The sequence below is a fragment of the Herminiimonas glaciei genome (assembly GCF_042664955.1).
GTDB lineage: Bacteria > Pseudomonadota > Gammaproteobacteria > Burkholderiales > Burkholderiaceae_D > Oxalicibacterium > Oxalicibacterium glaciei.
In genome coordinates this window covers 726699-746447 of the sequence record NZ_JBHTBU010000001.1, presented here as the reverse complement: position 1 = coordinate 746447, position 19749 = coordinate 726699, and the positions used below count along the sequence as shown (strand labels likewise).

Annotated in this window: 20 protein-coding genes and 2 tRNA genes; 5 read left to right on the top strand and 17 right to left on the bottom strand. The window is 52.9% G+C overall.

Going from position 1 to position 19749, the window contains the following annotated elements; translation table 11 throughout:
* Window positions 1-46 precede the first annotated feature (46 nt).
* From ACFQPC_RS03290 to flhD, 6 genes are all read right to left on the bottom strand, one after another.
* Complete coding sequence (locus ACFQPC_RS03290) at window positions 47-589, bottom strand: chemotaxis protein (protein WP_382270184.1); 543 nt, start codon at window positions 587-589, stop codon at window positions 47-49.
* Between the two features lie 40 nt (window positions 590-629).
* Entirely contained in the window at window positions 630-1616 is a 987-nt protein-coding gene (motB, locus tag ACFQPC_RS03285) for a flagellar motor protein MotB (protein WP_382270183.1), read from the bottom strand.
* Between the two features lie 54 nt (window positions 1617-1670).
* Complete coding sequence (gene motA / locus ACFQPC_RS03280; RefSeq protein ID WP_175625671.1) at window positions 1671-2531, bottom strand: flagellar motor stator protein MotA; 861 nt, start codon at window positions 2529-2531, stop codon at window positions 1671-1673.
* A 212-nt stretch (window positions 2532-2743) separates the two neighbouring features.
* On the bottom strand, window positions 2744-3544 hold the full coding sequence (locus tag ACFQPC_RS03275) for a class I SAM-dependent methyltransferase (protein WP_382270182.1): 801 nt from the start codon (window positions 3542-3544) through the stop codon (window positions 2744-2746).
* A gap of 32 nt (window positions 3545-3576) precedes the next feature.
* Window positions 3577-4122, bottom strand: coding sequence for a flagellar transcriptional regulator FlhC (gene flhC / locus ACFQPC_RS03270; RefSeq protein WP_382270181.1), 546 nt, complete (start codon window positions 4120-4122; stop codon window positions 3577-3579).
* Between the two features lie 51 nt (window positions 4123-4173).
* On the bottom strand, window positions 4174-4491 hold the full coding sequence (flhD, locus tag ACFQPC_RS03265) for a flagellar transcriptional regulator FlhD (protein WP_012079955.1): 318 nt from the start codon (window positions 4489-4491) through the stop codon (window positions 4174-4176).
* Window positions 4492-5181: 690 nt separating this feature from the next.
* On the opposite strand from flhD, the gene ACFQPC_RS03260 reads away from it, so the two are divergent.
* A complete protein-coding gene (locus ACFQPC_RS03260; protein WP_124573863.1) occupies window positions 5182-5388 on the top strand; it encodes a hypothetical protein in 207 nt (68 codons plus the stop codon).
* A gap of 146 nt (window positions 5389-5534) precedes the next feature.
* Here the strand turns inward: ACFQPC_RS03260 and ACFQPC_RS03255 are convergent, their stop codons facing one another.
* From ACFQPC_RS03255 to cysS, 7 genes are all read right to left on the bottom strand, one after another.
* Window positions 5535-6053 carry a hypothetical protein gene (locus tag ACFQPC_RS03255; RefSeq protein WP_041296532.1) on the bottom strand — a complete coding sequence of 173 codons (519 nt, stop codon included), beginning with the start codon at window positions 6051-6053 and terminating at the stop codon, window positions 5535-5537.
* A gap of 83 nt (window positions 6054-6136) precedes the next feature.
* Window positions 6137-6230, bottom strand: a tRNA-Ser gene (locus ACFQPC_RS03250).
* 112 nt (window positions 6231-6342) lie between these two features.
* Complete coding sequence (locus tag ACFQPC_RS03245) at window positions 6343-7596, bottom strand: aspartate kinase (RefSeq protein ID WP_012079957.1); 1254 nt, start codon at window positions 7594-7596, stop codon at window positions 6343-6345.
* 135 nt (window positions 7597-7731) lie between these two features.
* Window positions 7732-9120 (bottom strand): tRNA lysidine(34) synthetase TilS, encoded by a 1389-nt coding sequence (gene tilS, locus ACFQPC_RS03240; protein WP_382271861.1) that lies wholly within the window; start codon window positions 9118-9120, stop codon window positions 7732-7734.
* 27 nt (window positions 9121-9147) lie between these two features.
* On the bottom strand, window positions 9148-10122 hold the full coding sequence (locus ACFQPC_RS03235; protein WP_012079959.1) for an acetyl-CoA carboxylase carboxyltransferase subunit alpha: 975 nt from the start codon (window positions 10120-10122) through the stop codon (window positions 9148-9150).
* 45 nt (window positions 10123-10167) lie between these two features.
* Complete coding sequence (locus ACFQPC_RS03230; protein ID WP_382270180.1) at window positions 10168-10815, bottom strand: DNA-3-methyladenine glycosylase family protein; 648 nt, start codon at window positions 10813-10815, stop codon at window positions 10168-10170.
* A gap of 4 nt (window positions 10816-10819) precedes the next feature.
* A complete protein-coding gene (gene cysS / locus ACFQPC_RS03225) occupies window positions 10820-12214 on the bottom strand; it encodes a cysteine--tRNA ligase (RefSeq protein ID WP_382270179.1) in 1395 nt (464 codons plus the stop codon).
* 456 nt (window positions 12215-12670) lie between these two features.
* Between cysS and ACFQPC_RS03220 the strand changes: the two genes are divergently transcribed.
* The 3 genes from ACFQPC_RS03220 (at window position 12671) to ACFQPC_RS03210 (ending at window position 14649) form a co-directional block, all read left to right on the top strand.
* A complete protein-coding gene (locus ACFQPC_RS03220; protein WP_382270178.1) occupies window positions 12671-13249 on the top strand; it encodes a peptidylprolyl isomerase in 579 nt (192 codons plus the stop codon).
* Between the two features lie 62 nt (window positions 13250-13311).
* Window positions 13312-13800 carry a peptidylprolyl isomerase gene (locus ACFQPC_RS03215; RefSeq protein WP_382270177.1) on the top strand — a complete coding sequence of 163 codons (489 nt, stop codon included), beginning with the start codon at window positions 13312-13314 and terminating at the stop codon, window positions 13798-13800.
* 87 nt (window positions 13801-13887) lie between these two features.
* Window positions 13888-14649, top strand: coding sequence for a UDP-2,3-diacylglucosamine diphosphatase (locus ACFQPC_RS03210; RefSeq protein ID WP_382270176.1), 762 nt, complete (start codon window positions 13888-13890; stop codon window positions 14647-14649).
* 23 nt (window positions 14650-14672) lie between these two features.
* Here the strand turns inward: ACFQPC_RS03210 and ACFQPC_RS03205 are convergent, their stop codons facing one another.
* From ACFQPC_RS03205 to rnr, 4 genes are all read right to left on the bottom strand, one after another.
* Complete coding sequence (locus tag ACFQPC_RS03205; RefSeq protein WP_382270175.1) at window positions 14673-15371, bottom strand: YceH family protein; 699 nt, start codon at window positions 15369-15371, stop codon at window positions 14673-14675.
* 10 nt (window positions 15372-15381) lie between these two features.
* Window positions 15382-16125 (bottom strand): serine O-acetyltransferase, encoded by a 744-nt coding sequence (gene cysE, locus ACFQPC_RS03200; RefSeq protein ID WP_012079966.1) that lies wholly within the window; start codon window positions 16123-16125, stop codon window positions 15382-15384.
* A 111-nt stretch (window positions 16126-16236) separates the two neighbouring features.
* A complete protein-coding gene (gene rlmB, locus ACFQPC_RS03195) occupies window positions 16237-16980 on the bottom strand; it encodes a 23S rRNA (guanosine(2251)-2'-O)-methyltransferase RlmB (protein WP_382270174.1) in 744 nt (247 codons plus the stop codon).
* 2 nt (window positions 16981-16982) lie between these two features.
* Entirely contained in the window at window positions 16983-19433 is a 2451-nt protein-coding gene (gene rnr / locus ACFQPC_RS03190) for a ribonuclease R (protein WP_382270173.1), read from the bottom strand.
* A gap of 150 nt (window positions 19434-19583) precedes the next feature.
* Between rnr and ACFQPC_RS03185 the strand changes: the two genes are divergently transcribed.
* Window positions 19584-19668: transfer RNA gene (locus ACFQPC_RS03185), tRNA-Leu, on the top strand.
* The last annotated feature ends 81 nt before the right edge of the window (window positions 19669-19749 follow it).

Sequence of the window (19749 nt, the reverse complement as noted above, 5' to 3'; positions counted from 1 at the left end):
CTCGTTTCAGGCCTGTACGCCCGGTTATCTAAATTTAAATCCGCGTTTAAAACAATTCGACGTCGCCGCTTTCCATATGCGTTTGTCGTACTGCCTTCCACAATTCATTTTCCAGGTTGCTGTTTTGCGTTTTGATGCTTTCATTCGTTTTAGCCAGCAAAGCCTGTAACTGCGCCGGGTCCGCGTCAGCCGGAATGCCGGCGCTATGCGTACCCAAAACTTCCAGTACATCACGTACACCGACCAGGCGTCGCATCGCACGACCTATCAATTGGTTCGTCATATCCTGGAACTGCAAACCCGTCACCGCCGCATTCACATGCTGATCGATCTGCGCTGCTTTCGTCCGCAGCTCGCCAACCGCAGCGGCCGGCGCCTGCGCCAGCAAGGTGTCAACCAATTGCTGTTGCGCGCTCACCGCTTCATGGATCGCCATGAAACTGGCACCAAGCTTTTCTATCGCTTCGCTCAACAGGACATTGGTTTGCACCAGATCCGTTTCGATTTCTGTCAGGTGCTGACTCCCGTGTTCGGACAAGCCAGATAACAGTTCCTTTATTTCCAGCGCCAACGAATTTTTTATTGTCATGGGGAGCACCCGCTCATTTCGTTTACTTACAGCACTTTGGCTATCTTGCAACTGGGGCTACCGGAGCTGCTGGTGCAACTGGGGCTGGCTTCACTTGCTGCGCATTTACCGCCGTCTCAACGGCTTCCTGCGCACTCTCTTTGTCGCTTACATCCACTTTCTTGTTTTCTTGCGTGATGGAGTCTTCGGCTTTCTTGTTCAGCACAATAATGCTGATGCGACGATTGATAGGATTCAGCGGATCAGAGCTGTCAAACAGCACTGCGGAAGACAGGCCGACCACACGCAACACCTTGTTTTCTGCCATGCCGCCGGCGATCAATTCGCGGCGCGATGCATTCGCGCGATCGGACGACAACTCCCAGTTGCTATAACTTTTTTCACCACTGGAATAAGGCGTCGCATCGGTATGGCCGGACAGGCTGATACGGTTCGGAATATCGTTCAGGATCTTGGCGATCTCATGCAGGATGACTTTGGTATAAGACTGCAATTCAGCACGTGCCAATGCGAACATCGGACGATTCTTTTCATCGACGATCTGGATGCGCAAACCTTCAGTCGTAATGTCTATCAGTAATTGATTCTTGAATTGCTGCAAACCGGGAATCGTATCGATGGCTTTTTCGATACGTTCTTTCAGCGCTTTCAGGCGATTGACTTCCTGCCGCTCCAGCTCGGCCTCGGCCGCCTTCAGGTTGAAGTTCTTGGCCGGTGTCAGGTCTTCGCCCTTCTTCTGCTGACCGTCGATACGCGTCATATCCTTGCCACCACCCTTGATCACGCTCGAGCTGTCGCCGCTACCGGAGCCGCCCGCCATCGCTACTTTCAAAGGGGTACTAAAGAAATCGGCAATCCCTTGCAGATCACCTTTGGTGGTCGAACCCAGCAACCACATCAGCAGGAAGAAAGCCATCATCGCCGTGACGAAGTCAGCGTAGGCGATTTTCCAGGCGCCGCCATGATGGCCGCCCCCGGATTTTTTGATACGTTTGATGATGATGGGACGGAGTCCTTCGTCAGCCATGCCAGTCTCCGTTAAATTGCTTTGTTACTTGCGATGCAAAATTAATAAATGGGTTTATTTTGTTTTCGACTGCCTGATATGTTCTTCCATCTCACTGAAGGAAGGACGCTCGGTCGAGAACAGCACTTTACGGCCGAATTCCACTGCCAAAGCCGGGGCATAACCATTCAGGCTGGCCAGCAAGGTCACTTTCACGCATTGGAAAATTTTCGAAGACTCATGCAGTTTTTGTTCCAGCAAACTCGACAAAGGAGTGACGAAACCATAGGAAAGCAAAATACCGAGGAAGGTACCGACCAGCGCATGCGCAATCAGCATACCCAGTTCAGCCGGTGGCAAACCCACCGATTCCATCGTATGTACCACGCCCATCACCGCTGCCACGATACCGAACGCCGGCAAGCCGTCACCGACTTTAGCCACGCAATGCACCGGTACTTCACCTTCGGCATGATGGGTTTCGATTTCGTTATCCATCAGGTTTTCGATCTGGAATGCATCCATATTCCCGGACACCATCAGGCGCAGGTAATCGGTCATGAATTCGATAGTGTGGTGATCCGCCAGTACCGTCGGATACTTGGCGAAGATCGCACTTTCTTCCGGCGATTCGATATCACCTTCGATCGACATCAAGCCTTCTTTGCGGACCTTGGTCAGGATTTCAAACAAAAGCGTCATCAGTTCCATATACAAACTCTTTGTATATTTGGAACCTTTGAAAACGCTGGGCAAAGCCTTCAGGGTCGCCTTGATCGCCTTGCCGTTGTTACCAACGAAGAAGGCACCAACCGCAGCGCCGCCGATCATGAGCAACTCAAGGGGTTGGAACAAGGCGGCCAAATGACCGCCGGCCAGAGCGAAGCCGCCAAAGACCGATAGGACGACTACTAGATATCCAATGATGACTAACAAGTGCGCTCGCTCCGTTTTTCTTAGGTTTAGGCTGCCATTATTGCCTTAACAGTTGCATACGCGCAACCAAGATGACAGCCCACCTGTTGTATATAAGGGTGGTATTGATCGCTCAAGCGCTCATATGCATTCAACGGCCTGAATTATCGGAACTTGAGCAATTAAGAGGGAGGAATCGCCGAAATAAACCCGGGAGATGAGCTTAGATTTGCTCAGATACGCCAGCCGTAAAGCTGGACGCCACTGCTGTCGGGCGACAGCACTATATCTGGTGCGGCTTCCGGGATGATGAACTCATAACTGAGCAGCAAACTACCGCTGCGCATTTCCGCTTTCGCCTTGCGCCACAAAGCCGGCATTGCCGCCGGTGACAAATAAGCAAACACAACATCATAGTCGGCAAAATCCAGCCGACCATAATCGCCGCGCTCAAAACGCGCTGTACTGCCATACAAACGAGCGCGCACACTACTTACCAGCCACGGCAACGGAGCAATTTCGATCCCGATGAAACGACTGTCCGGTCTTTGCCGCGCCAGGCTCAACACCAGTCCGCCCAGACCGCTACCTATATCTATGAAGCTGATTTTTTGTTCAGACGGCAGCAAACCGGCGACCGCCTGCCATGTGGACAAGCGCGACGGGTAATACGGAACCTGTGTGCGGAAAGTGCTCCAGTACAGGAATAGCAGGACCAGGAATGCCGCCAGAAAAATAAAGGGCGACCATTGCAAAGTCAGCGTCAGCAGGAGCACCGGCAAAAACAGCAGTTGTATCAGCAGCCACCACGGTGCCAAACCGCGCCACCAGGACAGTCCGGCCGCAATCACGCCCTGCAGGCTGGCCGCGACGAGTACATTCATCGACCAGTCGGTCACTGCCGCCAGGCTATATGCCAGCAGTAATACGATAAAAAGGGAGGAAATTTGAAACAGGAGGGCTTGCACTGCCGGTATCTGGAATACCGTCCTTGGAGGCGCCGACTTTGCGCCGGAGCGCCCCACTTTCTTCACACAGACACTCTTTCAATAATAAGGCTACCCGCTCAGGCTGCCAGCAAACTGTCTGCTTTGGCACGTTTGGTTTTACCTGCCCGGGATGGCATGTGGCACAAGCCACAGGTGTAATTTGCATTCAAATCGAGGCGATGCACGACAAAATTGCCGCCGCATTCGCTGCAACATGCGGTTGCCAGCATTTTGCTGTCGAAGAATCGTACCAGAGTCCAGGCGCGCGTCAATGACAAAACCGGTTCGCCGTCAGTGCCCAATTCAACCTGCTCCAGATAAAGCTTATATGCTTTCATCACAGCCTGGATACCGGAGATTTGCGCATGTTCGATCAGGTATTTATGGATGCCCATAAACAATGACGAATGGATATTCGGCTGCCAGGTAATGAACCAGTCGGTCGAAAACGGCAACATGCCCTTTGGTGGCGACACACCGCGTAATTCTTTGTACAGCTTCAATAAGCGTTCGCGCGATAGCGAAGTTTCAGATTCCAGCAACTGCAACCTTGCGCCCAGATTGATAAGCTCGATTGCAAGCTGAATTTCTTGTGCTTCTGTCACTACACTTTTCTTGGCCATTTTTTCGCTCGTTTCTGAAGAATTACAACAATACGATCAGCAACTGCTTAATTAAGCGATTTGCTCAACAGCTTGTCCTGCCATCAGGATGGCTGCGTGCGAATGCGCAAGCGAGCGATCTTTGTTGTAATTGGTCAGCATGCCGAGAATGGCGCCGTCGTCAAAACGGAAACGGGCGAGCATCATATTGGCACCAGCGAGCTTGAGGATCTGGGCATTGTTCATGCCTTCGATCAGGTCGGCGATTTCATTGCTGATTCCGAGGCGGAAAATGGCGGTCGCCTTGTCGGAACGAATCATTTGTTGTGCAAGCATCAAGTAACCCAGGTTGGCGTCACGAATTTCAGCAATGATGTCGTTAGTTGTCATGTTATCCCCTGATCTGTGAATTTCCTGGCGGTAATGTGTAGCCAGTGATTGCATTCTGCAGGGGGAAACTTGGGGCAGGAATAGGCAGATTTCTGTATTTTTATACAGAGCAGACGACAATATGCCGGTAGGCGTTTGTCTTACAAACGTCGACCAGCATCTAATACGCGCTCATATGAAATGAGGCGGAGAATGGCTTGTATATTGCATCTGAGCATTTATTCCGCATTCAGATGTTGCTTATAAAAAAGCATGTTTTGAGGCAATTTTTCTTGATTCCGGGGATACAGAATTTTCCAAAAAACCGACTCCAGAGACAAAAAAATGAACTTCTTTTCAGGCTCTTGTCTCTTTAACGGCACGTTTTTTCGAAACTTTAGGGTTTAAACAAAATATTTTTAAAATATTTTCAGAAACCAAAAATAGAAAAAATCCCTGCTGTCTGAATTTGATAACGGCCGCGAAAATCAGAACTTTAGGGTTTAAGTGAAAATATTTTGATTTTTTTTCGATTTATTACACTTTACTTGTGAGATTGACATCTCAATTGCTCAAACTAAGCCCCTTCCCTTGATCTGATCGATGCATTGTTATTCTTTAGGCAATCAATTTGACGGCGGGCAGAATGCCACTGGCGCGGCAAACAAAATCTGGTATTGTTATCTCACCCTCAACCCAAAGGAGACTCTTATGGATTTGGTAGAAAAATTCGATGCCAAAGGAAAGACCGGTGCCGCATACCACGTTGAGGTTTATCAAACGCCTATCAGTACGCCCGACCCGGACGAACTGCCTGGCTCCAAAACGTATCAATTGGCAGATGGCCGCGCACTCGACCCGCTATCCGACGCAAAATTCAAAATTGTGCAGACCGGGGAAAAAATTTACAGAGTCTGAGCACGTCGCTGATGAACAGACGTAGTCTCAACCACACGAAGCGCCGAATGGCCACACACTGACCGGTTCGGCAAATAAAAAAGCCCGCATCCAGACGATGCGGGCTTTTTTACATCCAGGCCTGGCGAGTCATGCCCGCCGACCGGTCAGAAGTATTGTTCGACGATCTCGCCAAAAGCGGCTTCCGCGGTCATACCCTTCTTCATCAGATTGGTAATGTCCTGCGAATAGGCGCGTATGCCTTCCGGCAGCTTCTGTACGTTGTTCTTGAAGTATTCGTACTTCTGGATATCGATCAGGTCACCCGGACGTGCTGCCGGTGTGCTGCTGCCCCGTACGCTGCGTACTGCACGCGTAGTGGTGGTAACGCGCTTCACACCTACGTTGGCTATCGCAGTCTCGATCTGCGCCAGCGTCAGCACAGGAGTCGCATTGGCACCAACGAATTCATCTTCACCCGGATGCAGCAAATGATTATTGCTGTCGAATGCCATTTTCTTTTCAAAACTATTGATGACCTGATAGTGCGGCTTCTGCCCCGGACCGTTCAAGGCAAACTGTACGCGATCGCCGTAAGCCTTCATCTGCGTTACAACATCCTTCAGGTAATCCGCGGTCAGCGTATCTATCTTTCCATCCCAGCGCTTGCTTCTCTTCGTGTTCAAAATACGTATTCCAGTAAAAGTGACTCTATCCAATTCGAGAAAGAAAAAAAGCCCTTGATTTTCATCAAGGGCTTTCAATTCTTTGGCGGAGACGGTGAGATTCGAACTCACGATACAGGTTTAAGCCCATATGCTTCCTTAGCAGGGAAGTGCCTTCGGCCACTCGGCCACGTCTCCACATTACTTCAGCAACGTCGACAGCACGCTACCAGAAGGTCCAGCATCATAACTTTTCATGCATGCCCGGTCAACCCAAAACTATGCATTTCGCCATGACTTATTCGCTTTTTTAATTGCTTTTTTCCAGATCAAAAGTCTTGTGCAAGGCACGAACGGCCAATTCCATATACTTCTCGTCGATCAAAACCGAAATCTTGATTTCCGAAGTCGAGATCATCTGGATGTTGATGCCCTCTTCCGACAAGGTACGGAACATTTGCGATGCAATACCGACATGGCTACGCATGCCGACACCGACTACCGAGACTTTGGACACTTTGGTGTCGCCCTGGATGCTGGCCGCACCAATATGTGCTTTTACGCTTTCGTTCAGGACATCTACTGCCTTCGCGTAATCACCGCGTGGCACGGTGAAGGTGAAATCTGTTTTGCCGTCGACTGACTGGTTCTGGATGATCATGTCGACTTCAACATTGGCAGCGGCAATCGGGCCCAGGATCTGGTAAGCGATACCTGGACGATCCGGTACGCCCAGTACGGTAATTTTCGCTTCGTCGCGATTGAATGCTATACCGGTGATGGCGGCTTGTTCCATGTGTGTATCTTCCTCAAACGAAATCAGGGTGCCGGATTTTGCTTCTTCTTCCAGCGGTATCATAGGATCGGTCAGCGACGACAGCACGCGCGTCGGCATCTTGTAGTTGCCGGCGAATTCGACCGAGCGAATCTGCAGCACTTTCGAGCCTAGCGATGCCATTTCGAGCATCTCTTCAAAGGTCACGGTATTGAGGCGACGCGCTTCCGACACGACGCGCGGGTCAGTCGTATAAACACCGTCAACATCTGTGTAAATCAGGCATTCCTGTGCCTTCAGCGCGACTGCAACAGCCACTGCCGAAGTATCCGAACCGCCGCGACCAAGGGTCGCGATATTGCCGTCGTCGTCCACACCCTGGAAACCGGTGATGATAACGATGCGACCTGCATCCAGGTCCTTCTGCACTTTCGCATCGTCAATCGACTGGATGCGTGCCTTGGTGAAAGCCGAATCAGTCTTGATCGCGACTTGCCAGCCGGCATACGACACGGCTTCCTTGCCGATCGATTGCAAAGCCATGGCGAGCAAAGCGACAGAAACCTGTTCGCCGGTTGAAGCCAGCATATCCAGTTCGCGTGGATTTGGTTGTGGCATCAACTCTTTGGCCAATCCGATCAAACGATTGGTTTCGCCGGACATAGCCGACGGCACCACTACGATTTGATAACCAGCGTCATGCCATTTGGCGACGCGTCTGGCGACATTTTTGATGCGCTCGGTGGAGCCCATCGAAGTGCCGCCGTATTTGTGAACGATTAAAGCCATAAGGGTCGGTAAAGAGCTCTTAAAGAAAGAGAAAAGCGTGAAAAATCAACCCTCGACTTTACAGCCTGCAGCGCAGAATGACAAGTCCGACAAGGCCTTGCCGGCCCTTGGGCTTATCAAAATCACCAAAAATCTCTAAGGCAATGCCATTTGACCCTGATCGAACTGCCAACGCAGCTGAATATTATTGCCTGCCTCAGTGTTGAGCGGATGACAATCCATGCCGATGCCAGCCGCAAACAATAATTGCTTGCCTGCAAAAACCAGCGGCAGGCGCTCCCGCTCCCAGGCCGGGACATCGCAAGCCTGATATTGGTACTTCAAACTTTTGGTCGGACGATTCCATGCGGGTTTCAAACGTTCGCCACCGCTACGCAGCTGGATAGACAGTGTTTGCGCACCTAACCAGTCGGCAGCGATGCCCTGCTCCGCCGGGTCAAAGTATAAGGTGCCGCCAAAGCTGGGGAAATACAGGCTGGCTTCGCCTTGCCAATTGAAGGAGCGTGGCGGCTGCAGCAGCAAGTCCGGATCGAATTTAGGCGTGATGTAGACCCGGTCACGGTGCCGCCGGATGTGACAGTCTGCATGCGTGACACATAGTTGTGCATCGTGTTTTGCTTCCAGCAATTGCGTGCGCATCTCATTGAGCCAGGCAGTCGATGGCATACGCACACCGCGCAAACCAAACCAGTAGCGCAACATATTGTCGATGCGATCAGCGCTGAACTGCTTCAGTTTGCTCACATCCACACACTCGCCATCCAGGCATTGCTGCAAATCTTCAGCCGCCAGTTCTATCAATAAACGTTGCGCTGATTGCGCATGCTGTGCGGTGCGCGCAAAGCGCTGCTGGAAACCCGGAAAGTGTTCTTCCAGTTTCGGCATGACCTGATGACGCAAAGCGTTGCGGGCATAGCGTGGATCAAGATTCGATTCATCTTCGACAAACTGGATCGCGTGCGCTGTGACGTAAGCCTGCAAATCTTCACGCCTTAGCTGCAACAGGGGACGTCCCATCAGCAAGCTCGCATCACCTAGCAAGTCCGCAGCATGATTCGCGCTATCCATGCCCGACAGACCAGCCACCCCGGAGCCACGCAAGAGTTGCAGCAATACGGTTTCTGCCTGGTCATCCAGATGATGCGCAGTCAGTAGCAGCGGTACGCCGTGCGCGCGGCACATATCACCGAGTGCCGCGTAGCGACTTTGCCGCGCCGCTTCCTCTATGCCGCTTTTTTCCTGCTGGGTGATCTGTACCTGGCGCGCATCGAAAGTCACGCCCAGGGCCGCACACTGCGCGCGGCAATGTGCCAGCCAGTCATCGGCATTCGCACTTAAGCCATGATGTACATGGAAAGCATAGACTTCCAGCTGCTGTGCTTGTCCATATGCATGCAGCAAATGCAGCAAGGCAGCCGAATCGAGGCCGCCGCTATACGCCAGCGCGATTTTCGTTTTAGTGGAGCCGGAAAGAGAAACGCGCGTCCGGATCTCCCCTAACGCGCGTTCAAATCCAGCTTGCATAGACGCAGTTTCTTTATTCGTCACGCATCATTCCGGTGTGTTGAGCTCTTTGAATTTACCGTAGCTCATCAATTTTTCATGGCGTGCCGCCAGCAGATCCTTGGTTTTCATGCCCTGGAATTGACGTACGGTATCCGCCAATGCGCGCTTGACCAATGCTGCCATCTGTTTAGGATCGCGATGCGCGCCGCCCAATGGTTCATTGATGATCTTGTCGATCAGGCCCATGGCTTTCAGGCGATGTGCGGTCAGGCCGAGTGCTTCTGCCGCATCGGATGCGCGCTCTGCGGATTTCCACAGGATGGATGCGCAACCTTCCGGCGAGATCACCGAGTAAGTCGAATATTGCAACATCAGGACTGCATCGCCGACTGCAATCGCCAGCGCGCCGCCGGAGCCGCCTTCGCCGATGATGGTCGCGATCAATGGCACTTTCAATTCAGCCATGACGTACAGGTTGTGACCAATCGCTTCCGATTGTCCGCGCTCTTCGGCATCGATACCAGGGAATGCACCCGGGGTATCGACAAATGTAAACACCGGCAGGCCAAACTTCTCGGCCAGCTTCATCAGGCGCATCGCCTTGCGATAGCCTTCCGGTTTAGGCATACCAAAGTTACGCATGCTGCGCTCTTTGGTATCACGACCTTTTTGATGGCCGATGACCATACATGGCATGCCATTGAAACGTGCCAGGCCACCGACGATGGACAGGTCGTCCGCATAGCTGCGGTCGCCGTGCAATTCGTGGAAGTCGGTAAAGATTTCATTCACATAATCCATGGTGTATGGACGTTGCGGATGACGTGCAATCTGTGACACTTGCCATGGCGTGAGCTTGGCGTAGATATCCTTGGTCAGTTGCTGGCTCTTCTTCGACAGGCGATCGATCTCTTCCGAGATATCAACTGCAGAGTCATCTTGTACAAAGCGCAGCTCTTCGATCTTGGAATCGAGTTCTGCAATCGGCTGTTCAAAGCCGAGGAAAGTCGTTTTACTCATCGTGCACCTTTTTGATTCAACACGCGGTGGATCTCGTATCTCTACCTAGTTTGTTGCCGTCACCGGATCCAGGCTGCGCCATAGATACCAGGTCGCAACGGTACGGTAAGGCTCCCAGTTGGCGGCTACTTCCCGCGCATCGCTGCGCGAAACCGGCTCGCCAGAAAAATAATTACGGCTAATACCCGCCAGCAAACCAAGGTCGTCCAGCGGCAAAATATTCGGTCGGAGCAGATTAAATATCAAAAACATCTCCGCTGTCCAGCGTCCAATACCGCGAATTTGAATTAACTCAGCGATAACTTCTTCATCTTCCATCTCCGCCCACTTGTCACAATTGACACGTTTTGCCTTGAAATGGTCGGCCAGATCGAAAATATACTCTGCTTTACGCTTGGATAAGCCACAAGTTGCCAGCTTGTCACCAGCCTTGATTACCTGCGCCGGCGTGCATTTTGGACACACTTCGAGGAAGCGCTGCCAGACCGAGTCTGCCGCCGTGGTCGAAATTTGTTGTCCTATGATGGAACGTGCCAATGTGGAAAAAGCTTCACCGCGGCTAACCAGGTGCAAATCGCCAAACTGCGGGATGAGCTTGCGCAGGATACGGTCGCGCTTCATCAGCTCGGCCTTGGCCTCCTCCCAATAGGCTGGCAGGATACGGGTTTCGTCAGTGGCGATCGTTTTCCCCATCAGATCAGGCCCTTCGCCATTCGGTCAGGCCACCCGGTTTATCTTCCAGGACGATGCCTTTTTCCAGCAGCGCGGCACGGATACGGTCAGCTTCGGCAAAGTTCTTCGCCTTCTTGGCGTTGACACGTGCTTCGATTTGCTCGACGACAAATGTTTCCATCCCGCCATCTTCCCCATTAGCCAGTCCGGCATGCAGGAATTGCTGGGCCGGGCGCTGCAAGAGACCGACTATACCAGCGAGTCCGACCAGTTGGCGCGCCAAAGCGGGGGATTTTGTTTTATTGATTTCATTTGCCAGCTCAAACAACACGGCGACCGCCAGCGGCGTATTGAAATCGTCATTCATCGCCTCGGCAAAGCGCACGGCATGCGCTTCCGTCATGTCCAGCGGTGCGCCATCCGGTGTCACGTCCTTGAGTGCGGTATACATACGGGTCAAGGCGTTGCGGGCATCATCCAGATGCGCGTCGGAATAATTCAGCTGGCTGCGGTAATGCGCACGCAGGATAAAGAAGCGCACGACTTCGGAATCGTACTTCGCCAGTACTTCACGGATGGTGAAGAAATTACCCAGCGACTTCGACATTTTTTCATTGTCGACACGCACGAAACCATTGTGCATCCAGTAGTTGACGAAAGTATGCTGGCTCGCCCCTTCGGACTGCGCGATTTCATTTTCGTGATGCGGGAATTGCAAATCAGCGCCGCCACCGTGGATGTCGAATTGCTCACCGAGCAGTTCGCAGGCCATGGCCGAGCATTCGATATGCCAGCCCGGGCGACCACTACCCCATTTGGAAGCCCACTTCACTTCTTCGGGTTCGGCTTCCTTCGATGATTTCCACAACACGAAATCCAGCGGATCACGTTTACCAGTGTTGACATCGACGCGTTCGCCGGCACGCAAATCATCCAGCGATTTGCCGGACAGCTTGCCGTACCCCGGGAAGTCGCGCACCGAGTAATTCACATCACCATCGGAAGATTTATAAGCGAGGCCGTTACGCTCCAGCGCTTCAATCAGTCCCAGCATTTGCGGTACGTAATTGGTCGCGCGCGGTTCATGATCCGGTTTTTGCACGCCCAGGGCAGCGGCGTCTTCATCCATCGCATCGATGAAACGCTGCGTCAGCGCAGAAATGGACTCGCCGTTTTCAGCGGCTCGCTTGATGATCTTGTCGTCAATATCAGTGATATTGCGCACATAGTTGACTTCGTAGCCGGAGGCACGCAACCAGCGTTGCACCAGGTCGAAGACCACCATGACGCGCGCATGCCCGATATGACAATAGTCGTATACGGTCATCCCGCATACGTACATCCGGACTTTGCCCGGTTCAATAGGAGTAAACGGCTGCTTCTCACGCGCCAGCGTATTGTAGATCTTCAGGGCACTCATGAATGGTTGTCTGTTTCGGCTAAGATTTGTCACAAGACTGGCTGCGCATCGCCACTTATACGCATCAGCAACTCCGGGTCGCAGCTATGGCGACGCCGCCAAAACACTTAGTCATGCTTCTTTTTTGATAAAATGCACTTTTCCGTGGCACGTTTTGGCAACACGTTTTTGCAGCAGTATAGCATTGATAAAAACCGCAACCGCCGACCAAGTTGCTTATCTGCACTGGTTCTTGCGCAAGATTGCATTTTATCTTTGCCTTCCCTGTCACGGCTAAACAAGCACAAAATTGGAGATAGTCCCGTACTGAGCCGCAAGCGGGACGGCATAATATGACAGCGCGAGTCATCCTGCAAGTTGCAGACTATTGAATATTTATTCATTAGCTTCATCTGTATCAGGGATTAGCCCTACCTCAGAGAACCACCCACCTTCATTTAAATGAAAGAAGCCCGCATGAAATTTTCTCGTCGCCACGCCCTGGCCATGGTTGCCGCCGTTACACTGTCCGGCATGTTGCAACTGGCGCATGCCGCAGATGCACCACAGGTACTGTTGAAAACCAATATGGGCGATATCGTGCTGGAACTGAACCAGGAGAAAGCGCCGAAATCGGTAGAAAATTTTGTACAGTATGTAAAAAGCGGTCAATACAACGGCACCATTTTCCACCGCGTGATCGATGGCTTCATGATCCAGGGTGGCGGCTTCGATAAAGACATGAAAGAAAAAGCGACACGTGCGCCTATCCAGAACGAGGCAGCAAACGGCTTGAAGAACGACATTTATACTGTTGCGATGGCGCGTACCAGCGCGCCGCATTCGGCAACGGCACAATTCTTTATCAACACCGCCAACAACAGCATGCTGAACTACCCTAGCCGTGACGGTTGGGGTTATGCAGTATTCGGCAAAGTCATCAAAGGCAGCGAAGTCGTCGACAAGATCAAGAACGTTAGCACCGGCAATCGCGGCGGCCATCAAAATGTACCGACCACTCCGGTCGTCATAGAATCCGCTACCGTCATCAATTAATCATTACTGATTTTTAGTCCTTCATTTTTTATTCATCACCCCTACATTTATCAAGGAATAATATGGCAGTCCTCCTCACCACCAACCACGGCAACATCACTATCGAACTCGACGCGGAAAAAGCGCCAAAAACGGTAGAAAACTTCCTCGCCTACGTGAACTCGGGTCACTATGCCGGTACCATTTTCCATCGTGTGATCGATGGTTTCATGATCCAGGGCGGCGGTTTTGAGCCAGGCATGAAACAAAAGCCAACCAATGAGCCAGTCGAAAACGAAGCAAAGAACGGCTTGAAAAACGGCATGTACACGCTGGCAATGGCACGTACCTCGGCACCGCACTCGGCTTCCGCACAATTCTTCATCAACGTTAACGATAACGGCTTCCTCGACTATCCGGGCCAGGACGGCTGGGGCTACTGTGTATTCGGTAAAGTTACCGACGGTATCGACGTCGTTGAAAAAATCCGTGCAGTCAAAACCACCCGCAGCGGCATGTTCGCCGACGTACCGGTAGACGACGTCGTCATCGAAAAAGCTGAAGTCATCTAAGCAACTGCTTATTTTTACTTAGCCACTTCGATGCACGATATGAGCTCTTCCCTATCCTCTGCTTCGACGAATCAAGCGCAGCCAGCAATGGCTGCGCTTTTTGTTTCCGATTTGCATTTGCAGGCAGCAATGCCGCGCACCACGCAGGCCTTCTTCAATTTCCTGCAAAATCAGGCATTACATACGAAACAGCTCTACCTGCTCGGCGATATCTTCGAAGCCTGGGCCGGTGATGATGACATCGATGATCCCTATCATCAGCAAGTCGTCAACGCCCTGAAACAAGTCAGTGCAAGCGGCGTGGAAGTATTCTGGATGGCCGGTAATCGCGATTTCCTGGTGGGACAGAGATTTGCCGAGGTCACTGGCATTAGTCTGCTGCCGGACCCCTTTGTCACTAGCCTGGCAGGTCGTCTGCTGGTATTGACGCATGGCGATGCCTATTGCACCGACGATGCCGCTTATATGGAGTTCCGCGCACAGGTACGGCAGCCTGAGTGGCAACAACACTTCCTTGCTTTGCCTCTGGCGCAGCGCAAAGCCATTATAGAAAACCTGCGCGCGGGTAGCCGCGCAGCGCAGCGCGATAAATCCTACGAGATTATGGATGTGAATCAGGAGGCAATTGCCGACTTGTTCCGCCACAGTAGCAGCGCCACCATGCTCCATGGTCATACGCATAGACCTGCGCAACATCAGCATCAGGTGGATGGCGCTGAACGTCTACGCTATGTACTGTCGGATTGGGATCTGGATCACACGGCGTCGCCGCGTGGCGACTGGCTGGCGCTGGATACGGCCGGAGAAATCCACCGTTTTGCTCTGGATGGAACAGAGATCGACAGCTGAGTTGCTGCCGATCTCGGGCTTATTTATTCAAACTGCTGTTTGAATTGCTGGAATTGCGTTTTCAAAGCTTCGACTTCGTCGCGCAGGCTGCTTACTTCGGCTTCCAGCTGGCCGATACGATCATGTCGGCTCACTCCGCTCGCAGCCGCAACCGGTAAATCCCCCGCTTCCGGGAAAACTTCACCAGACAGCAAAGGCGCGTAGCGCGTTTCCTTGGTACCCGGTGCACGCGGCAGGCGCGCCACCAGCGGTGGATATTTATCGATCAGGAATTGCAGCGCTGCTTCCACATCCGCAATCGTGGCGAATTCATGTAGACGCCCTGAGCGTGTGCGAATCTCGCCTGCGGTCTGGATGCCGCGCAGCATCAGCACGGTCAACACGGCCAGCTTGTCCTGCTCAAGCGACCACTTCATGCGCAGCCTGTGCTCGTATTTGCTCACACGCGCGCCGGCCTGATTCACCTCGGCCACGAATTTATCCGCGATCAATTCCTGCAAAATGGCCTGCACGCCAGCTTCCGTCAGCGCCATGACCGGATCGCGACTGGTCAATTGATTGCAGCCATTGGTCAGCGCATTGATCGACATCGGATAAGCATCGGGCGTCAGCGCCTCTTTCTCCGCCAGCACAGCCAGTACGCGAACCGCACCGGCATCGAACACGATTTGACCGTCATCCCGCGCATCGGCGGCTGCTGTATTGCTTACTTCATCTGTCATGGCTAGCTACTTACTCAACCAGTTTGTTCAACTGTTCAGGATCAAATTTCTCGGTGGCATTCAGGGTTTCGCAATCGATGCCGGCGCACTTCAGCGCGGCCAGGATGCGTTCGATCTGGTGTTCCTGGGTCGCAGCATTATCGATCAAGCCATGCAAAGCCTTGGACAAGGGATCGTCGCCGTTCGGCGTCACGCCATACGCGGCAAACATGCGCGCCGCCGCTTCATCACGTGCATTGTCCTTCTCGATGATACGCGCCGGATTGCCAACTGCCGTCGCGCCAGCCGGGACCTCGCGTACCACCACCGCGTTCGAGCCGACCTTGGCACCCTCGCCAACGGTAAAAGCGCCCAATACTTGCGCACCGGCCCCAATAATGACACCGGTACCCAATGTCGGATGCCGCTTGGCACCTTTGCTGAGCGAAGTACCGCCCAGAGTTACTCCCTGGTAAATCGTGCAATCGTCGCCGACCACTGCAGTTTCACCGATCACCACGCCAAAACCATGGTCGATGAAGACACGCCGACCGATGGTCGCACCCGGATGGATTTCGATCCCGGTCAACCAGCGCGCGATATGCGAGGTAAAACGCCCCAACCATTTGAAATCATGGGTCCAGAACCAGTGCGCCCAGCGCTGCATGACAATGGCGTGCAAGCCCGGATAGCAGGTAATAACTTCCCATTCACTGCGCGCAGCAGGGTCGCGGGCAATGATATTGGCGATGTCTTCTCGGATACGGCTAAACATAAAGTAAATATGGATATGCGAAAAATGCTTGGATAGCAATATTAGCCTGTTAACGCAAATCATGGCGGACACCGGCTATTTTTGCCGGTGCCGCCATGTTGTCACACAGGCTTAAGAACCGGTCGCGATGCGCTGTCTGCGCGCTTCGTACAGACAAACGCCGGAGGCGACAGAAACGTTCAGGCTTTCTACCGAGCCGAACATGGGAATACCAACCAGGACATCGCAGGTTTCACGCGTCAGGCGGCGCATGCCCTCGCCTTCCGAACCCATGACCAGGGCGGCCGGGCCGGAGAAATCGGCGTCGTACAAACCTTTTTCGGAGTCGTCGGTGGTACCGATCAGCATGATGTCGCGCTCTTTCAACTCACGCAGCGTACGTGCCAGGTTGGTGACCGTGATGTAAGGCACGGTATCGGCCGCGCCACTGGCGACCTTGGCGGCAGTCGCATTCAAGCCAACCGCCCGGTCCTTCGGTGCAATCACCGCATGCGCACCGGCACCGTCTGCCACCCGCAGGCAGGCACCCAGGTTGTGTGGATCGGTGATGCCATCAAGTACCAACAGCAAGGGCGGACCTTCGATTGCATCCAGCAATTCATCCAGGTTACGCGCCAGCGACAGCTCACCCGCCTTGGCTACCACGCCCTGATGGCGCCGCGTACCGACGATGCTGCTCAGGCGTGCATCATCGGCCGGGATAATACGCACTTTCGCGCCTTCAGCTGCGCGTATCAAATCCTTCATGCGCTGGTCGTGGCGACCGGCGTCAATATAAATTTCTTCCACCGAAGAGGCTTCATGGCGCAAACGCGCCGTGACGGCGTGAAAGCCGAAAATCATCTTGCTCTTCATTTTTATCGCTTCTTCTTGCTTGATTTAGGGTGCACTGCTGGTGCACGTTGTTTATGAGGTGTAGCCGGTGCCCGTTTGGCTTTGGCTTTTTTGCCGGGTGCAGTAGCGGCAGGCGTTGCAGCCTTGGCCGCGGTTTTGCCTGCAGTCGATTTTTCGGCTTTCTTGCTGTGTTTCTGGTGTTCGTTGTCGGCGCGGCGCGCTTCGTTTTTTAATACGGTGCGGATACCGGGCTCATTGACCAGGCGCAAATCGATTTTACGTGCGTCCAGGTCAACCCGGCTGACTTGTACCGTTACACGGTCTGTCAACTGATAGCGGATGCCGGTACGCTCACCACGTAACTCATGGCGCGCTTCATCGAATTTGAAATGATCAGCACCGAGTTCAGTCACGTGCACCATACCTTCGATGAACAGTGAATCCAGTTGCACGAAAATACCGAAAGTAGCTACGCCGGAAATCGTACCGGTGAATTCTTCACCCAGCTTGTCGCGGATGAAGTAACACTTCAACCATGCTTCAACATCGCGTGATGCTTCATCAGCACGGCGTTCATTTGCCGAGCAATGTATGCCTAGTGCTTCCCAGATCGCCAGGTCGCCTTCCGACTTTTGCTTGCCTTCTGCCTTGTCCTGCGCGTGCTTCTTGCGTGCGGCAGGCGACAGCATGGTATTCAGTGTGCTGGTATCCATACCGCGCGGCTCATACTTCTTGCCTTGCAGGATGGCTTTAATGGCGCGATGCGTCAGCAAATCCGGATAACGACGGATCGGGCTGGTGAAATGCGCATAGGCTTCATACGACAAACCAAAGTGGCCGATATTTTCCGGGCTGTAGACAGCTTGCTGCATCGAACGCAACAACATGGTCTGTAACAGCAATGCATCCGGACGATTTTTAATCTTGGGCATCAACTCGGCATAATCCGAAGCGGTCGGCTTATCGCCACCGCCCAGGTTCAAACCAACCTGCTTGAGGAAGGTGCGGACCTGATTCAGTTTTTCCTTGGTCGGCAACGCATGCACACGATACAGGCTGTGGTGCTTGTGGCGCTGCAAGAGATCGGCGGCACAGACGTTGGCTGCCAGCATGCACTCTTCAATCAGCTTGTGCGCTTCATTACGGGTGCGTGGCAGGATCTGCTCGATCTTGCCGACTTCATTGCAGACGATATAGGTTTCAGTGGTCTCGAAATCGATCGCACCGCGTGCATGGCGCGCCTGCAGCAAGGCCTGGTAGACGCCGTACAGGTTCAGCAGATGCGGTACCAGCGCCGGACGCTTGGTCGCTTCTATACCCTTGGTATTACCGAGGATGGCGGCTACTTCGGTATAGGTCAGGCGCGCTGCTGAATGAATCACTGCCGGATAGAACTGGTAAGCCTTGATTTCGCCCTTGGCGGTAATCACGGCATCGCATACCAGTGTCAAACGATCAACGCCAGGATTGAGCGAACACAAACCGTTCGACAATTTCTCCGGCAGCATAGGAATTACGCGGCGCGGGAAATAGACCGAAGTACTGCGTTCCAGCGCATCTACATCCAGCGCTTCATTCGGTTTGACGTAATTGCTGACGTCTGCAATCGCAACGATCAGACGGAAGCCATCAGCACGACCGATCTTGCACGGTTCGCAATACACGGCATCATCGAAGTCACGGGCATCTTCACCATCAATGGTGACCAGTGGCACATCGCGCAAATCGACACGGTCGTGCAAATCAACTGCACGCACTTCATTCGGTAATTTCGCGGCAGCTTTTTTTGCTGCTTCGGAAAATTCATGCGGCACGCCATATTTGCGCACGGCAATTTCGATTTCCATGCCGGGATCATCGATGTCACCGAGGACTTCGACTATCTTGCCGACAGGCTGGCTGAAACGCGAAGGCTGTTCGGTCAATTCAACACTGACGACCTGCCCGGTTTTGGCCTTACCCGGCGAACCGGCCAGCATGATGTCCTGGCCTATGCGTTTATCTTCAGGTGCCACTACCCACGCACCATTTTCGTTCAGCAGGCGGCCGATCACATGGCTGTTTGCACGTGACACCACTTCAACGATGGTGCCTTCAGGGCGACCGCGTCGGTCGGTGCCGATGATGCGTGCTTGTACCCGATCGCCATGCAAAACTTTTTGCATTTCTTTTTCAGGCAAAAAGATATCGGCGCTGGCGTCGTCAGGAATCAGGAAGCCGAAGCCGTCCCTGTGACTGCTGACGCGGCCTTCAATAAAATTGGAAGAATGGGCAAGTTGATAATTGCCGGCGCGATCAGGTTTGATTTGACCATCGCGCTCCATCGCATTCAGGCGACGCATCAAACCGTCCATCTCATCAGGTTTTACACCGAGAGCAGTAGCAAGTGTGGAAGCGTCGTGCGAACCGGTGGCCGTACGTAAGATGCCGAGAATTTCCTCGCGGCTGGGAATGGTATAAGAGTATTGGCTCAAAAGCTGTTTTGGTTAATTGTTATTAGAACGGGAGTCAGTGTAACGGACGACGACGATGTTTGCATAATAAGTCGATAAACATGCAAATTAGTCGCAATCAATGATTGACTTCCAACTGATTTCCGCTATACTGCTCATCTTTCATGTAAGGCCCACGTGGCGGAATTGGTAGACGCGCATGGTTCAGGTCCATGTGCCGCAAGGTGTGGGGGTTCGAGTCCCTCCGTGGGCACCAAGTTATTAAAACCCCGTTGATTCGTCAACGGGGTTTTTCTTTTTCCGGTCGCATTTATTTCCGAGCTTGTATCACGAGCTT

Coding starts and splice junctions, on each gene's coding strand:
- ACFQPC_RS03290 (WP_382270184.1), bottom strand. CDS start 589: ATGACAATAAAAAATTCGTTGGCGCTGGAAATAAAGGAACTGTTATCT.
- motB (WP_382270183.1), bottom strand. CDS start 1,616: ATGGCTGACGAAGGACTCCGTCCCATCATCATCAAACGTATCAAAAAA.
- flhC (WP_382270181.1), bottom strand. CDS start 4,122: ATGGCCAAGAAAAGTGTAGTGACAGAAGCACAAGAAATTCAGCTTGCA.
- flhD (WP_012079955.1), bottom strand. CDS start 4,491: ATGACAACTAACGACATCATTGCTGAAATTCGTGACGCCAACCTGGGT.
- ACFQPC_RS03260 (WP_124573863.1), top strand. CDS start 5,182: ATGGATTTGGTAGAAAAATTCGATGCCAAAGGAAAGACCGGTGCCGCA.
- ACFQPC_RS03245 (WP_012079957.1), bottom strand. CDS start 7,596: ATGGCTTTAATCGTTCACAAATACGGCGGCACTTCGATGGGCTCCACC.
- tilS (WP_382271861.1), bottom strand. CDS start 9,120: ATGCAAGCTGGATTTGAACGCGCGTTAGGGGAGATCCGGACGCGCGTT.
- ACFQPC_RS03235 (WP_012079959.1), bottom strand. CDS start 10,122: ATGAGTAAAACGACTTTCCTCGGCTTTGAACAGCCGATTGCAGAACTC.
- ACFQPC_RS03230 (WP_382270180.1), bottom strand. CDS start 10,815: ATGGGGAAAACGATCGCCACTGACGAAACCCGTATCCTGCCAGCCTAT.
- cysS (WP_382270179.1), bottom strand. CDS start 12,214: ATGAGTGCCCTGAAGATCTACAATACGCTGGCGCGTGAGAAGCAGCCG.
- ACFQPC_RS03220 (WP_382270178.1), top strand. CDS start 12,671: ATGAAATTTTCTCGTCGCCACGCCCTGGCCATGGTTGCCGCCGTTACA.
- ACFQPC_RS03215 (WP_382270177.1), top strand. CDS start 13,312: ATGGCAGTCCTCCTCACCACCAACCACGGCAACATCACTATCGAACTC.
- ACFQPC_RS03210 (WP_382270176.1), top strand. CDS start 13,888: ATGGCTGCGCTTTTTGTTTCCGATTTGCATTTGCAGGCAGCAATGCCG.
- ACFQPC_RS03205 (WP_382270175.1), bottom strand. CDS start 15,371: ATGACAGATGAAGTAAGCAATACAGCAGCCGCCGATGCGCGGGATGAC.
- cysE (WP_012079966.1), bottom strand. CDS start 16,125: ATGTTTAGCCGTATCCGAGAAGACATCGCCAATATCATTGCCCGCGAC.
- rlmB (WP_382270174.1), bottom strand. CDS start 16,980: ATGAAGAGCAAGATGATTTTCGGCTTTCACGCCGTCACGGCGCGTTTG.